Source organism: Streptomyces sp. NPDC059788 (assembly GCF_042732265.1).
GTDB lineage: Bacteria > Actinomycetota > Actinomycetes > Streptomycetales > Streptomycetaceae > Streptomyces.
The window spans coordinates 1-15,167 of record NZ_JBHWHY010000093.1; the positions used below are offsets into that span (position 1 = coordinate 1).

Below are 15,167 nucleotides of genomic sequence, written 5' to 3' on the forward strand. Positions count from 1 at the left end.
GGCGTGCCCCGGCTCCCCACCTCGGACGATCACCCGAACGTGCACCTCAGGCCATCGCCCGTCTCAAATAGTAGGAAGCCAAAGTAATTGTGCAGACAGCACGGCTTCACTGGCTTAGCTTTGTAGATGCTGAACGTTCCGCTTCATCGAGCGGTGGCGGGTGCGGCCCGGTGTGTGCGTGCAGGTGATCCCTGCGGATGCCGTGGCCCCCGCGTATGTCGGCTGTTTCCGGAAGGACGCTTCCGTTCATTTCTCAGGGCTTTGGCACTGGAGGCGCATCATGACCAAGACCGCTGTCCGCAGGATTCGTCACTCCGCCCGTGCGACCGGCGAGGCCGACCGCAAGAACGCCGCCGCCGCGCTCCAGCGGGCGCTCGACCGCCGGGACAACGGCGGTTCGACCGGACACTGAGCCCGGGAGCCGCCCGGCGGGCGGGCGTGCGGCGCTCCCGCGCGCACGCCCGCCTCAGGCGCGCCGGGTGACCTCGAAGCGGTCGATGCTCTCGCCGGACTCGGCGAGCGCGGTGACCTTCATCCGCGGCCGGTGGCCCGGCAGCACCTCGACGGCGATGAAGGAGTAGCCGGTGTAGCGCACCCGCGACCACTGCACGCTCTCCTTGACCTTCACCTTCCCCTCGGCCCAGTGGTACGTGTCCACGTGGTCCAGGTCCTTGACGTGGCCCTCGTAGCTGTCCGGCACCGGGAAGTCGTACAGGGACTTGCCTGCGCCGCCGGCCGTCACGTACACGATGCCCTCGCGCGAGGAGTCCACCGTCTCGCCGACCGGCACCTTCTTGGCGACCCGGCCGCCCTTGATCGCGTCGGTCCGCTCGTAGACGTGGTTGTGGCCGTTGACCACCAGGTCCACCTGGTGCTTCTCGAACAGCGGCAGCCAGGCGTCGCGCACCCCGCCCTCGGAGGCGTGCGAGTTGGTGGTGGAGAAGGCGCAGTGGTGGAAGAAGACGACGATGAAGTCGATGCCCCGGGCGGCGCGCAGCTCGCCCAGCCTGCGGTCCAGCCACGCGGTCTGCTTGCCGCCGGTCACACCGAGGTTGGCGGGGATCTCGTACGAGACGTCGTTGGCGTCGAGCGCGACGACGGCGACGTTGCCGTACGTGAAGGAGTAGACGCCCGGCGCGTTCTCGGCGTCCGGGCCGTTGTCCGGCAGGCTCCAGCGGGCGTTCTGGCCGCCGTAGCCGTTGGGGGAGTACCAGGCCTCCATGTCGTGGTTGCCGGTCGTCACCATCCACGGCACGGTCTTGGCCACCGACTCGGTCTGCGCGAGGAACTGGTCCCACTGGCGCGCGTCGTAGGAGTCGTGCTCGGAGCCGCTGCCGTCCGGGTCGGCGTAGCAGATGTCGCCGGCGTGCAGGTGGAAGGACGGGTTCTGGCCCAGGATGAGCTGGTCGTTGGCGAGCGCGTGGTAGCTGACGCCCTGGTCGCCGAAGGCGGTGAAGACGAACCGCTCGGCGCGGGCCGGGGCGGTGCGGAAGGTGCCGAGGGTGCCGAAGTGGCGGGAGTCGGCGGGGTCGAAGCCGTCGTGGCCGACACCGTAGTAGTACGTGGTGCCGGGCCGCAGGCCGTCGAGCGCGGCGTGCAGGTAGTACTGGTCCACCGCGGGCAGCTTCTTGGTCAGCGCGGGCGTGTGCAGCTCCCGCACCTCGGCGTGGATCTTCCGGCTCAGATCCCAGGGGCGCAGCCCCACGCGCAGGAACGGCCGCTTGACCGCGAACGGCACCTGCCACGAGACACGCATCTGGTGCCTGGGGTCGGCGCCGAAGGCCAGGTGCCGGCCGAACGGCGCGACCAGCGAGCCGTGCACGGCGCCGGTGGCGGGGGAGGAGAGCAGGGTGGGGGAGGCGGCCTGGGCCGGGCCCGTCAGCAGGCTCCCGCCCGCGACGGCGCCGGCGGTGGCGGCGGAGGTGCGCAGCAGTCCGCGGCGGGTCAGTTTCGTACGGAGGTACTCGTGCTGCTCGGGCATGCTCATACGGCTCGCGAGCGGTTCGGGAATGCCCACGCGTGGTGTGTCCATGCTGCGCAACGTCGCATCACTGTTCGACGGGCCGGGGCCCGGCGGGTGAACGGCAGGTGTCCGGCTGTCCATGTGTCCGTATCCCGGACACCACGTGTCAAGCAATGGGACGAAGAGTAGGGTCCAGCCATGTCTCGCAGCATTCGCCTCGCAGTGATCCCCGGTGACGGTATCGGCCAGGAAGTCGTGGCCCAAGGACTGAAGGTCCTCGGTGCAGCCCTTCCGCAGGACGTCAAGCTGGAAACCAAGGAGTACGACCTCGGCGCCCGGCGATGGCACGCCACCGGCGAGACCCTGCCGGACGCGGACCTGGAGTCGCTCAAGGACCATGACGCGATCCTGCTCGGCGCGATCGGCGACCCGTCCGTACCCTCCGGCGTCCTGGAGCGCGGCCTGCTGCTGAAGCTGCGCTTCGCCTTCGACCACTACGTCAACCTGCGCCCCTCCAAGCTCTTCCCGAACACCGCGACGCCGCTCGCGGGGCGTCCCGACATCGACTTCGTCGTCGTCCGCGAGGGCACCGAGGGCCCGTACACGGGCAACGGCGGCAGCCTGCGCACCGGCACTCCGCACGAGGTCGCCACCGAGGTCAGCCTGAACACCGCGTACGGCGTCGAGCGGGTCGTCCGGGACGCGTACGAGCGGGCCGACGCGCGGCCGCGCAAGAAGCTCACGCTGGTGCACAAGAACAACGTCCTGGTGCACGCCGGCCACATGTGGAAGAAGATCTTCGACGCGGTGGGCGAGGAGTACCCCGAGGTCACCACCGACTATCTGCACGTCGACGCCGCGACGATCTTCTTCGTCACCCAGCCCGAGCGGTTCGACGTGATCGTCACCGACAACCTCTTCGGCGACATCCTCACCGACCTCGCCGCGGCGGTGACCGGCGGCATCGGCCTGGCCGCCTCCGGGAACATCAACCCCACCGGCGCCTTCCCGTCCATGTTCGAGCCGGTGCACGGCTCCGCGCCGGACATCGCGGGCACCGGCAAGGCCGACCCCACGGCCACCGTCCTGTCCACCGCCCTCCTCCTGCGGCACCTCGGCTACGAGGCCGAGGCGGCCCGCATCGAGGAGGCCGTCGCCGCCGACCTCGCGGCCCGCGGCGAGGCCCCGCGCACCACCGGCGAGATCGGCGACGCGCTCGCCGCCCGCGTAGCGGGCTGACGCCCGCCGCCCGCCGGCACCTCGCCGGACGACAGCGCCGGGCCGCACCGCACCCGGCGCTGTCCCGCATGTCCGCGACTGTGCTACCGCCGGGTTGGGTGCGACCATCGACCCCTGGCAAGCGCGCACGGATCCGCCTTCGAAAGCCATGGCGTCCCACCCCGAGCACCACGGCATTTCCGTCCCCGGCCCCCCGGGAGCGATAATCGAACGCGGAGCCGCTGTACGAGGGGAGTACTACCGGACGTCCTGTACCGACAAGGACTTCGTGAGCGCGGCCCCACAACCTCACCGGTGAAGGACACGCACTCATGACGACGCCCACGATCGAGCTCAAGCCCTCCTCGCACCCGCTCTCCGACGCGGAGCGGGAGCGGATTCTGGCCAGCCCCGGCTTCGGCCGTCACTTCACCGACCACATGGTGACGATCAAGTGGACCGAGGGGCGCGGCTGGCACGACGCCCAGCTCGTGCCGTATGCCCCGCTGTCCATGGACCCGGCCAACATGACGCTGCACTACGCGCAGACGATCTTCGAGGGGCTCAAGGCCTACCGCCAGCCCGACGGCACCGTCGCCACCTTCCGCCCGGACGCCAACGCCCGGCGTTTCCAGGCGTCCGCCCGCCGCCTCGGCATGCCGGAGCTGCCCGTCGAGACGTTCGTCGAAGCCTGTGACGCGCTGGTCAAGCAGGACAAGAACTGGGTGCCGGACAACGGCGAGGAGTCGCTCTACCTGCGCCCCTTCATGATCGCGAGCGAGGTCGGCCTGGGCGTCCGGCCCGCCAACGAGTACCTGTTCATCGTGATCGCCTCGCCCGCCGGCGCCTACTTCACCGGCGGCGTCAAGCCGGTCTCCGTCTGGCTCTCCCAGGAGTACGTGCGCGCCGTGCGCGGGGGCACCGGCGCCGCCAAGACCGGCGGCAACTACGCCGCCTCCCTGGTCGCCCAGGCCCAGGCCGCCCAGCACGGCTGCGACCAGGTCGTGTGGCTGGACGCGATCGAGCGCCGCTGGATCGAGGAGATGGGCGGCATGAACCTGTACTTCGTGTACGGGAACAAGATCGTCACCCCGGAGCTGTCCGGCTCCCTGCTGCCCGGCATCACCCGCGACTCGCTCCTGAAGATCGCCACCGACCTGGGCTACGAGGCCGCCGAGCACCGCATCTCCGTCGAGGACTGGAAGGCCGCCACCGAGGACGGCTCCCTGACCGAGGTCTTCGCCTGCGGCACCGCCGCGGTCATCACCCCCGTCGGCTCCGTGAAGTCCGAGGCCGCCTCCTGGACCGTCGGCGACGGCAAGCCCGGCGAGGTCACCATGAAGCTCCGCAAGGCCCTCCTGGACCTCCAGACCGGCGCCACCCCGGACACCCACGGGTGGATGCACCCGCTGGGCTGACCCGCCCACACCACACCGAACGGCCGCCCCGCGTTTTGCGGGGCGGCCGTTCGGCGTTTTTCGGTGTCGGGTGGCGGTGTGCGTTTTTGAGTGTCGTTCTACTTGAGGGAGGCGAGTTAGTAGCGAAGATCGCCCGACGATGCTTGGCCATACGGGACGTACGAGTTAGAGTGCCGCACTAATGTAGTGGGGCTTCGGCTTGGCCCCGGACCCCGATCTCGGCCGCTCGATGCCGCTCCACCCCGGAGGCCCCCATGCCCACCCCCGCCGCCGACGGCTTCCGGATGCCCGCAGAGTGGGCCGCGCATGAGCGGACCTGGATGGCCTGGCCCGGACCCAATGCCACCTTCGGTGAGGAGGGCGGGGAGGGGCTGGAGGCGGCCCGGCGGGCCTGGGCGGCCGTGGCGCGGGCCGTGCGGCGGTTCGAGCCGGTCACGGTTGTGGCGGGTGCCGGGCAGGCGGGCGGGGCGCGGCGGCTGCTCGGGACGGGCGTCGAGGTCGTCGAGCGGCCGCTCGACGACGCGTGGATGCGGGACATCGGGCCGACGTTCCTGACGGACGGGCAGGGGCGGCTGGCCGCGACCGACTGGGTGTTCAACGGGTGGGGCGGGCAGGAGTGGGCCCGCTGGGAGCGGGACGCGCGGGTCGGGGCGTGCGTGGCCGGGCTGGCCGGGGCCCGTACGTACCGTTCGTCGCTGGTCAACGAGGGCGGCGGCCTGCATGTGGACGGCGAGGGGACGGTGCTGCTGACGGAGACCGTGCAACTCGACCCGGGGCGCAATCCGGGCCGCACCCGGGAGGAGGCCGAGGCGGAGATCCACGCGTACCTCGGCACCACGAAGGCCATCTGGCTGCCCCGCGGACTGACCGCCGACTACGGGGAGTTCGGCACCCGCGGGCACGTGGACATCGTCGCGGCGTTCGCCCGGCCCGGCGTCGTCGTCGCGCACACCCAGCCCGACCCGGCCCACCCCGACCACGCGGTGTGTACGGAGATCGTCGAGCTGCTGCGCTCCTCGACGGACGCGCGCGGCCGGCGGCTGGAGGTCGTCGAGGTGCCCGCGCCGACCGTGGTGGAGGCGGACGGTGAGCTGGTGGATTATTCGTACATCAACCACTACCTGTGCAACGGCGGCGTGGTGCTGTGCGGCTTCGGCGATCCGCGCGACGAGCACGCCGCCGCGATCTTCCGGCGGCTGTTCCCGGAGCGGACGGTGACGACGGTCGACGCCCGTACGATCTTCGCAGCGGGCGGTGGCATCCACTGCATCACCCAGCAGCAGCCCAAGGTGGGCGCAGTGTGACGTTCCCGGAGGTTCCCGTGCCCGGACCGGTCCGCCGATCGCGGCGGCGGCTCACCCAGCCGCGCGAGCTGGTCCTCGCCGCCGCCATGGCCACCATCGCCGAAGCGGGCCTGGAGCGGCTGACGATGGCCGGGCTGGGCCGCGAGGTCGGCATGAGCAGCGGGCACATCCTCTACTACTTCGGTACGAAGGACGAGCTGCTGCTCCAGACCCTCCAGTGGAGCGAGGAGCAGTTGGGTGCCCGGCGGCGGGCCGCGCTCGCCCGCCGTGTTCCGGCGCGCGAGCGGCTCGACGCGTTGGTGGAGCTGTACCTGCCGGAAGGGCACCGGGATCCGCGCTGGACCCTGTGGCTGGAGGTGTGGAACCGCTCGCAGAGCGCGGACGACGAGACCCGCGAGCGCCAGCTCGACCTGGAACTGGCCTGGCATCGCGATCTGGTGGCGCTGCTGGTCGAAGGCGCGTCTAAGGGCGAGCTGCGGGCCGTGGACGCGGAGCGCTTCGCCACGCGTACGCGCGCGCTGCTGGACGGTTTCGCCACGCACCTCGTCGTCGGCCTGCCGGGGCTGGACCGGGAGCAGGTATTGCGGCACGTGGGGGAGTTCTTGGACGAGGGGCTGAGCCCTGCGGGGGAGGCGTAACCGCAGCTACCCGACACCCGGCCCCGGTTGTACGGAAAAGAGCGCATTGACCCTGTCGCGGCCGGTGCGGTTGTATCCCCTGGCGCTCCGGCGCAGGGCCGGAGGCGGGTGTTTCCGGGGGGAAACATGGGCGTGCGGACGGGCATGGGCAGACGTGGGTTATGGGGCGCGGTGGCGGCCACCGTCCTCGTCGGGGCGGTGGCGCTGGACGGTGTCGACGCGCCCGCGGTGGCGGCGGGCGGCCACGGGCCTCGTACGGAACGGGTCAACACCGCGCCCGACGGCTCGGAAGCGGCCGGCGGCGGTTCGTTCAACGCGGCGATCAGCCCCGACGGCCGGTACGTCGCCTTCGACTCGGGAGCCGACAACCTCGTGCCGGGCGACGACAACGACGGCCCCCTCGTCCACGACGTCTTCCTCCGCGACCGCCGCACCGGCACCCTCCGCCGCATCAACGCCCCGCTCGGCCCCGGCAACGCCGACTTCGCCACGATCAGCGCGGACAGCCGCTACGTGGCCTTCAACGCCGAGACGGGCGGCCAGTACCACGTCCACGTCTACGAGATCCGCACCGGACGCCTGGAACGCGCCGACCTGGACCTGGACGCGGGCTTCACCGGCGCGGAGACACCCTCGCTCAGCGCCGACGGCCGCTACGTCGCTTTCCTGGGCTTGCAGGCCACCGTCCCGCCTGCGCAGGCGGACTTCGGCCGTGTCTACGTACGCGACCGCAAGACCGGCACGACACGCCGCGCCAGCAGGGTCCCCGCCAAGGAAGGCCGCGGCTACGACTCGCCGCGCATCAGTGCCGACGGCAGCAAGGTGGCCTACCGGGAACGCAGCCGGCGCGGCGGCGGCCCCGGCGGCGAGCGTGACTGGGCCGACATCTACCTCGCGGACCTGCGTACCGGCGAGCAGCGGCAGATCGACACCACCGCCGACGGCCGGCCCGCCACCTCCGGCTCCACCGACCCGCTGATCAGCGCCGACGGCCGTACCGTCGCCTTCAACTCGTCGGCCGAGAACATCGTGCCGGTGCCGGACGAGGCGCGCTCCTACGTCTTCGTCCGCGACACCCGCACCGGTGCGGTCCGGCGCGTGGACGGCATCGGCGGCAATCAGTACGCCACCGCGGACGCGATCAGCCCGGACGGCCGGCGCCTGGTGCTGCGCTACTCCGGTGTCGAGTACGGGCTGTACGTCAAGGATCTGCGGACCGGTAAGGACACCCTGGCCAGCCCCGGGACCGACGGCAAGCCCCGGGCGGCGACCGCCGGACCCGACGCGATGACCCCGGACGGCCGCGCGGTCGTCTTCGAGTCGCACCTCGCCGACCTGGTCGACGGCGACACCAACCACGAGACCGACGTGTTCCTGCGGCACGTCCGCCGAGGGGCGGCAGCAAGCCGTACGCAACCGGCCGCAAAGACGCGTTCGTACGCCGCCCGCCCGCATGCCCCGCAGGTAACGAAGCGTGATCGTTGCCCGTCGGGCTCTTGCCGCGACGGCGGCGGTCGGCGACCGTGATCCGTCATGGGACGAGAGCAGTGGAAGAAGATCTGGGTCGGCTCGGCCGGCAACATGGTCGAGTGGTTCGACTGGTTCGTGTACGCCAGCTTCGCGGTGTACTTCGCCGACTCCTTCTTCCCGAAGGGGAACGACACCGCCAACCTCATGAACACCATGGGCATCTTCGCGGTCGGCTTCTTCATGCGGCCGGTCGGCGGCTGGGTGCTCGGCCGGGTCGGTGACCGCAAGGGCCGCAAGGCCGCGCTGACCCTCACCGTCACCCTGATGTCCGCCTCGGCCATCCTCATCGCCGTCGCGCCGACCTACGCGGTGGCCGGCTACGGCGGCGTCGCGGTGCTGCTCGTCGCCCGCATGCTGCAGGGGCTCTCGGTCGGCGGCGAGTACGCGGCCAGTGCCACCTACCTCACCGAGGCGTCCGCGCCCGGCCGGCGCGGCTTCGCCTCCAGCTTCCAGTACGTGTCCATGACCGCCGGTCAGCTCCTCGGACTCGGCCTGCAGATCCTGCTCCAGCGCACCATGTCCGAGGACGCGCTGCACAGCTGGGCCTGGCGCATCCCGTTCATCATCGGCGCGCTCGGCGCGGCCGTCGTCTTCTACCTGCGGCGCAACATGCTGGAGACGGAGGTCTACGCGCAGGACGACGACGCGCACAGCGACCCGGCGCGCGGCACGATCAAGGCGCTGTGGGCGCACAAGCGCGAGGCGTTCCTCGTCATCGCCCTCACCATGGGCGGCACCGTCGCGTACTACACGTACACGACCTACCTCACCAAGTACCTCTCCGGCAGCGCCGGGATGGACAAGCCGACCGCCTCGCTGGTCAGCTTCTGCGCGCTGTTCGTCTTCATGTGCATCCAGCCGCTGGCGGGCAAGCTCTCCGACCGCATCGGCCGCCGCCCGCTGCTGATCACCTTCGCGGTGGGTTCGACCTTCCTGACGGTGCCGATCATGACGCTGCTCAAGCACGCCGGCAGTTTCTGGCCCGCGCTCGGCCTCTCGCTGCTCGCCCTGCTGGTTGTCACCGGTTACACCTCGATCAACGCCTGTGTGAAGGCCGAACTCTTCCCCACCGGCATCCGCGCCCTCGGCGTCGCGCTCCCGTACGCCATCGCCAACGCCCTCTTCGGCGGCACGGCCGAATATGTCGCCCTCTGGTTCAAGAAGGGCGGCATCGAATCCGGCTACTACTGGTACGTGGCAGGCTGCGCGGCGGTCTCGCTGATCGTCTACGTCACGATGCGCGAAACGAAGACGATCGACCTCAACCGCGTGAAGCCGGGAGAGGGCGCGCCTCTTTCCGCACAACCGGCCAGATCAAGCCTGTCCGGGGGCACCTCCCAGCGGTAGCCGGGGGAGTTCGAGGACACAGGATCGGCCACCCCCGGTGGCCCGTACTGTGAGACGCCCGGCCGCCCTCCGGGAACGTATGGCAGGATGCCCCCATGCTCCCGTTCGCCATGATTATTGGCAGCAGGCGCGCCGGTCCGCAGTGACGGCCCCGTACGTATCCGAGTACGGCGCGGTCACCGTCGCCCCAGACCCGCGCGCAGACCTCTCGCATCCGCGAGGGGTCTTTTCGTTTCCGGCCCACCTTTCGCCGGCGGCGGAGCGCGAGGGACCATGAGGGGGCGGTGGAACCGGTCATTCCGGTAAACCGAGACCCCGACAGGAGCCCGATCAGCATGACGGACGCACCAGAACCCGCGCTGTCCGACGCCTTCCACGTCTTCGACACGACGCTGCGCGACGGAGCCCAGCGCGAGGGCATCAACCTGACCGTCACCGACAAGCTGACCATCGCCCGGCACCTGGACGACTTCGGCGTGGGCTTCATCGAGGGCGGCTGGCCCGGCGCGAACCCGCGGGACACCGAGTTCTTCGAGCGGGCCCGCACGGAGATCGACTTCCGGCACGCCCAGCTGGTCGCCTTCGGCGCCACCCGCAAGGCGGGCGTACGGGTCGAGGACGACCCGCAGGTCGCGGCCCTGCTGGAGTCGCAGGCCCCGGTCGTCACGCTGGTCGCCAAGTCGCACGTACGGCATGTGGAGCTGGCGCTGCGCACCACGCCGGAAGAGAACCTGGCGATGGTCCGCGACACCGTCGCCCACCTCCGCGAGCAGGGCCGCCGGGTCTTCCTGGACTGTGAGCACTTCTTCGACGGCTACGCCCTCGACACGGCCTACGCCAAGCAGGTCGTCCGCACCGCGAGCGAGGCCGGAGCCGACGTGGTGGTGCTCTGCGACACCAACGGCGGGATGCTCCCCGCGCAGGTCGCGGCCGTCGTACGGACCGTGCTGGCGGACACCGGGGCGCGCCTGGGCATCCACGCCCAGGACGACACCGGCTGCGCCGTGGCCAACACCCTCGCCGCCGTGGACGCGGGCGCCACGCACGTGCAGTGCACCGCGAACGGCTACGGGGAGCGCGTCGGCAACTCCAATCTCTTCCCGGTCGTGGCGGCCCTGGAGCTGAAGTACGGGCGCCGGGTGCTGCCCGAGGGCAAGCTCGCCGAGACCACCCGCGTCTCGCACGCCATCGCCGAGGTCGTCAACCTCACGCCGTCCACGCACCAGCCGTACGTCGGCGTCTCCGCCTTCGCGCACAAGGCCGGGCTGCACGCCTCCGCCATCAAGGTCGATCCGGACCTGTACCAGCACATCGACCCGGCGCTGGTCGGCAACAGCATGCGCATGCTGGTCTCCGACATGGCGGGACGCGCCTCCATCGAGCTCAAGGGCCGGGAGCTGGGTTTCGACCTGAGCGGCGACCGGGAGCTGGTCGCCCGGGTCGTGGAGCGGGTCAAGGAGCGCGAGCTGGCGGGGTACACGTACGAGGCCGCCGACGCCTCCTTCGAGCTGCTGCTGCGCGAGGAGGCGGAGGGCCGGCCGCTCCGGTACTTCCGGGTGGAGTCCTGGCGGGCGATCGCCGAGGACCGGCCGGACGGCACGCACGCCAACGAGGCGACGGTGAAGCTGTGGGCCAAGGGCGAGCGGCTGGTGGCCACCGCGGAGGGCAACGGCCCGGTCAACGCGCTGGACCGGGCGCTGCGCGTCGGTCTGGAGCGGATCTATCCGCAGCTGGCCGGGCTGGAGCTGGTGGACTACAAGGTGCGCATCCTGGAGGGCCGGGTGGGCACCGGCTCGATCACCCGCGTCCTGGTGTCGACCAGTGACGGGCAGGGGGAGTGGTCCACGGTCGGCGTCGCCGAGAACGTCATCGCCGCGTCGTGGCAGGCGCTGGACGACGCGTACGCGTACGGGCTGATGCGGGCCGGGGTGGAGCCGCAGGAGTAGCCGCCGGGCGCGGAGGACGACCGCGGCCCCGTGCCGCTCCTTGGGGGAGGAGCGGTGCGGGGCCGCGGGGTTCTCGGGGCGCCGTCGGCTCAGGCGGCGGCCTTGACCGCGGAGATGTCGAAGGTGAGCTTGACCTTGTCGCTGACCATCACACCGCCGGTCTCCAGCGCCGCGTTCCAGGTCAGGCCCCAGTCGGAGCGCAGGATCTCGGCGCTGCCCTCGAAGCCGACGCGCTCGGCGCCGTACACGTCGGTGGCCGCGCCCTGGAACTCCAGGTCGATGGTGAGCGGCCGGGTCACGTCCTTGATCGTCAGGTCGCCGGTGACGCGGTAGACGTCGCCGCCGGCCCGCTCGGCCGCGGTGGACCGGAAGGTCATCAGCGGGAAGGACTCGGCGTCGAAGAAGTCGGCGCCGCGCAGGTGGGCGTCGCGGTCGGCGATACCGGTGTCGACGGAGGCGATGGTGACCTCGACGGCCGCGCTGGAGCGGGCCGGGTCGGCGCCGTCCAGGTGCAGGGTGCCCTCGTGGGTGCCGAAGGCGCCGCGGACGTTGGTGACCATGGCGTGCCGGACGGTGAAGCCGATCCGGCTGTGCGCCGGGTCGATGGTGTAGTCGCCGGTCAGTGCGGCGAGCGCCGGGTCCGCTTCGAGGACGGCGGTGGGCCCGGCGGGGGTGCCGGGGCGGACGTCGGCGGTCGTGCTGCGCTTGCGCTGGAACAGGGCCATGGGGAGCCTCCTCGAAGACTGGTTGTTTAACCTTCAACGAGAATGAGCGTAGCGCTATCTAGTTAAAGTTTCAACATCTGATGCACGGGGGAGTGATGCGGGTGTCCCGCGCCAGACGTGTCATGGGCATTGTCGGAGCGGGGCGGCCCGTGCTAGACCCTGACGACCGACCGCCTCCGGACCGTCGGGCACCGCACAACCAGACCGCATCCGTACGCAGTTGACGTTCACGGAGAGGACGGACCGTGCCGCCTTCCCCCGTCTGGTCCCGCCGCGGCTTCCTCGGCTTCTCCGGAGCGGGCGCGCTCGGCCTGGCGCTGACCCCCGCCCTCGCCGGGCCGGCGCCCGTCGCGCACGCCGCCGACGGCGACCCGTACGAAACCCTGCGCCGCCGCTGGCTCGGCATCCAGCTCGGCACCGGCTACGACCCCGCCGCCGAACCGTTCGCCGCCCGCCTGAAGGAGACCGGCGAGCTGGCCCGCGGCTTTCGCGCGGCCATGCGCCCGGCCGCCGGCTCGCTCTGGCCCGACAGCCCCTTCGACCCGCCGGCCGGCATCACCCGCAGCTACAGCCGCCTCGCCACCATGGCCCGCGCCCACGCCCAGCCCGGCACCGGCCTGACCGGCGACGCGGGCCTCGCCGCCGACGTCGTCCGGGGCTTGGACCACGTGCACGACACGGTCTACCACTCCGGCACCACCCGCTACGGCAACTGGTGGGAGTGGCAGATCGGCAGCCCCCGGCTCCTCCTGGACACCGTCGCGACGCTGTACGAGCAGCTCGGCACGGACCGGCGGTCCCGGTACCTGGCCGCCGTCGACCACTTCGTCCCGGACACCATGCTCGGCGACTACACCGGCACCAGCACCGGCGCCAACCGCGTCGACCTGTGCCGCGTCGTGGCGCTGCGCGGCATCCTCGGCCGGGCCCCGGCGAAGATCGCACTGGCCCGCGACGCCCTTTCCCCGGTCTTCCCGTACGTCACCAAGGGCGACGGCCTCTACGCCGACGGCTCCTTCGTCCAGCACACCTGGGTCGCCTACTCCGGCACCTACGGCTTCGTCCTCCTCGACGGACTCGGCCGCCTCTTCACCCTGCTCGACGGGACCGACTGGGCCGTCACCGACCCGAAACGCCAGATCATCTTCGACAGCGTGGAACACGCCTACGCGCCGCTGCTCCACAACGGCCTGATGATGGACAGCGTCAACGGGCGCGCCATCAGCCGCGGCTATCTGCGCGCCGACGAGCGCCGGGTGATGCGCGGCGACCATTTCCACGGCCACGCGCTGGTCGCGGCCGTCGCCCTGCTGGCGGAAGCCGCCGCGCCGCGGGAACAAGAGCGCTGGCAGGCGATGGTCCGGGGCTGGATCCGGCGGGACACGAGCTACCCGGTGCTCGCCGACCGGCAGTACGAGATCGCCGATCTCGCCCGCCTCAAGGCGCTCGCGGACGACGGCGGCCCGGTCGCGCCCGAGCCCGTCGCCCACCGGCTCTTCCCGGCCATGGACCGGGCCGCGCACCGCCGCCCCGGCTGGGCCGCCGGGCTGGCCATGGCCTCGGACCGCATCACGTACTACGAGAACGGCAACGGCGAGAACCCGCGCGGCTGGCACACCGGCGCCGGAATGCTCTACTGGTGGGGCCACGACTTCGGGGGCGACCAGTACACGGACGCCTTCTGGCCCACCGTGGACCCGTACCGCCTGCCCGGCACGACCGTGTCCGCGAAGCGGCTGGCCGACAACGAGGGCGGCGGCTGGGGCGAGCCCAAGCCCGCCGCGCGGTGGGTCGGCGGGACCACCGACGGCGAGTTCGCCGCGGTCGGGCAGGACGTGCGCGGCCTGTCCTCCACCCTGCGCGCCAAGAAGTCGTGGTTCTTCGCCGCGGACTGTGTCGTCTGCCTGGGCGCCGGTATCTCCTCCCGCGACGGCGTGCCCGCCGAGACGGTCGTGGACAACCGCAACCTGGGCGCGTCCGGGACGCAGGCGCTGACCGTCGACGGACTGCGGCGGCCCGTGGCGCCCGGCCGTCCGCTGGCCTTCCCACGCGCCCGGTGGATGCACCTGGCCGGGCACGGCGGATACGTCTTCCCCCGCCTGCCGGGCGCGGGGGAAACGGTTCCGCGCGTACTGCGCGACACCCGGACGGGCGCCTGGAGCGACATCAACACCGGCGGCTCGCCCGAACCGTTCACCCGCCGCTACCTGACCGTGTGGTTCGACCACGGCACCGACCCGGCGGACGCCGCGTACGCGTATCTGCTGATGCCCGGCGCGGGCCCGCGCGCCCTCGCCGCGCGGGCCGCCGACCGCCACTGGCTGGGCGTCCTCGCCAACACCGGCGACCGGCAGGCGGTCGTCATCCCCTCGCTCGGCCTGACCGCCGCCAACTTCTGGCGGGCCGGGTCGGCGGGCGCGCTGACCGTGACAGCGCCCGCGAGCGTCCTGCTGCGCGAGCGTCCGGCGCGGTCCGCTCACGGGCGCCACGGCGGCCGTACGGCGTCACTGTGCGTGGCCGAGCCCCTGCGTACCGGTGAGCCCTTCGAGGTGGTCTGGGACCGTCCGGTGCGCGCCGTGCCGGCCGCCGACCCCTCCGTCGAGGTGCTGGCGACCACTCCGGCGCTCCGCCTCCGGGTCACCCCGGGCACCTCCTGCACCACCCACACCTGCACGGTCACCCCGCGCTGACCGGCCGCGCAGCCCCGGCCGGAGCCCGGCCGGGGCACCGCGCCGCCCGGCCGAAGAGCGGAGTGCCACAACGCCACGCGGGCGCGCTTTGTCGGAGCCATACATATCGCCGGGACCCTTCGGCGTGCGTGTGGGGCGGGACGCGGCCCGCGTACAGGCGGCTTCTGTTCTGCCTGCCCACCAAATCGCTTCCGACGTTGTACGAAACCGACATCGGCTCCGGAGGCCCCGGCCACGTACCGTCGATACATGACCACTGTCGAAGATGTGCCCGCCGAGGCGAACGACGCCCGCGGGCGGGTCGCCGAGCTGCACGCCATCCGTGAGCAGGCCCGGCGTGGCCCGAGTGAGCGGGCGACCGAGGCGCAGCACGCCAAGGGCAAGCTGA

The 15,167-nt window shown here is 71.7% G+C and carries 11 protein-coding genes; 9 read left to right on the plus strand and 2 right to left on the minus strand.

Annotation, left to right across the window (positions count from 1 at the left end; translation table 11 throughout):
- Positions 1 to 280 precede the first annotated feature (280 nt).
- Positions 281 to 412, plus strand: a complete 132-nt coding sequence (locus ACFV57_RS41880; protein WP_274535863.1) for a hypothetical protein — start codon at positions 281 to 283, stop codon at positions 410 to 412.
- A 54-nt stretch (positions 413 to 466) separates the two neighbouring features.
- Here the strand turns inward: ACFV57_RS41880 and ACFV57_RS41885 are convergent, their stop codons facing one another.
- Positions 467 to 2,032: a purple acid phosphatase family protein gene (locus tag ACFV57_RS41885; RefSeq protein WP_385244296.1), complete on the minus strand. Its 1,566-nt coding sequence runs from the start codon at positions 2,030 to 2,032 to the stop codon at positions 467 to 469.
- A gap of 129 nt (positions 2,033 to 2,161) precedes the next feature.
- Here ACFV57_RS41885 and ACFV57_RS41890 point away from each other — a divergent pair, with 129 nt between their 5' ends.
- The 7 genes from ACFV57_RS41890 to cimA all read left to right on the plus strand — a co-directional run bounded on the left by ACFV57_RS41890 (position 2,162) and on the right by cimA (position 11,364).
- Positions 2,162 to 3,202 (plus strand): 3-isopropylmalate dehydrogenase, encoded by a 1,041-nt coding sequence (locus tag ACFV57_RS41890; protein WP_385244299.1) that lies wholly within the window; start codon positions 2,162 to 2,164, stop codon positions 3,200 to 3,202.
- Between the two features lie 311 nt (positions 3,203 to 3,513).
- Entirely contained in the window at positions 3,514 to 4,599 is a 1,086-nt protein-coding gene (locus ACFV57_RS41895) for a branched-chain amino acid aminotransferase (protein WP_385244302.1), read from the plus strand.
- A gap of 254 nt (positions 4,600 to 4,853) precedes the next feature.
- Complete coding sequence (locus ACFV57_RS41900) at positions 4,854 to 5,903, plus strand: agmatine/peptidylarginine deiminase (RefSeq protein ID WP_385244305.1); 1,050 nt, start codon at positions 4,854 to 4,856, stop codon at positions 5,901 to 5,903.
- Between the two features lie 17 nt (positions 5,904 to 5,920).
- Positions 5,921 to 6,541 carry a TetR/AcrR family transcriptional regulator gene (locus ACFV57_RS41905; RefSeq protein WP_385244308.1) on the plus strand — a complete coding sequence of 207 codons (621 nt, stop codon included), beginning with the start codon at positions 5,921 to 5,923 and terminating at the stop codon, positions 6,539 to 6,541.
- Between the two features lie 144 nt (positions 6,542 to 6,685).
- Positions 6,686 to 8,068 carry a TolB family protein gene (locus ACFV57_RS41910; RefSeq protein WP_385244311.1) on the plus strand — a complete coding sequence of 461 codons (1,383 nt, stop codon included), beginning with the start codon at positions 6,686 to 6,688 and terminating at the stop codon, positions 8,066 to 8,068.
- 6 nt (positions 8,069 to 8,074) lie between these two features.
- Positions 8,075 to 9,418, plus strand: coding sequence for an MFS transporter (locus ACFV57_RS41915; RefSeq protein WP_385244314.1), 1,344 nt, complete (start codon positions 8,075 to 8,077; stop codon positions 9,416 to 9,418).
- A 335-nt stretch (positions 9,419 to 9,753) separates the two neighbouring features.
- Entirely contained in the window at positions 9,754 to 11,364 is a 1,611-nt protein-coding gene (gene cimA / locus ACFV57_RS41920; RefSeq protein WP_385244317.1) for a citramalate synthase, read from the plus strand.
- Positions 11,365 to 11,453: 89 nt separating this feature from the next.
- Here cimA and ACFV57_RS41925 read toward each other — a convergent pair whose 3' ends face one another.
- The gene (locus ACFV57_RS41925; RefSeq protein ID WP_385244320.1) at positions 11,454 to 12,089 is read right to left on the minus strand and encodes a YceI family protein; all 636 of its coding nucleotides are present in this window, start codon (positions 12,087 to 12,089) and stop codon (positions 11,454 to 11,456) included.
- A gap of 245 nt (positions 12,090 to 12,334) precedes the next feature.
- On the opposite strand from ACFV57_RS41925, the gene ACFV57_RS41930 reads away from it, so the two are divergent.
- On the plus strand, positions 12,335 to 14,779 hold the full coding sequence (locus tag ACFV57_RS41930; RefSeq protein ID WP_385244323.1) for a polysaccharide lyase 8 family protein: 2,445 nt from the start codon (positions 12,335 to 12,337) through the stop codon (positions 14,777 to 14,779).
- Positions 14,780 to 15,167 lie beyond the last annotated feature (388 nt).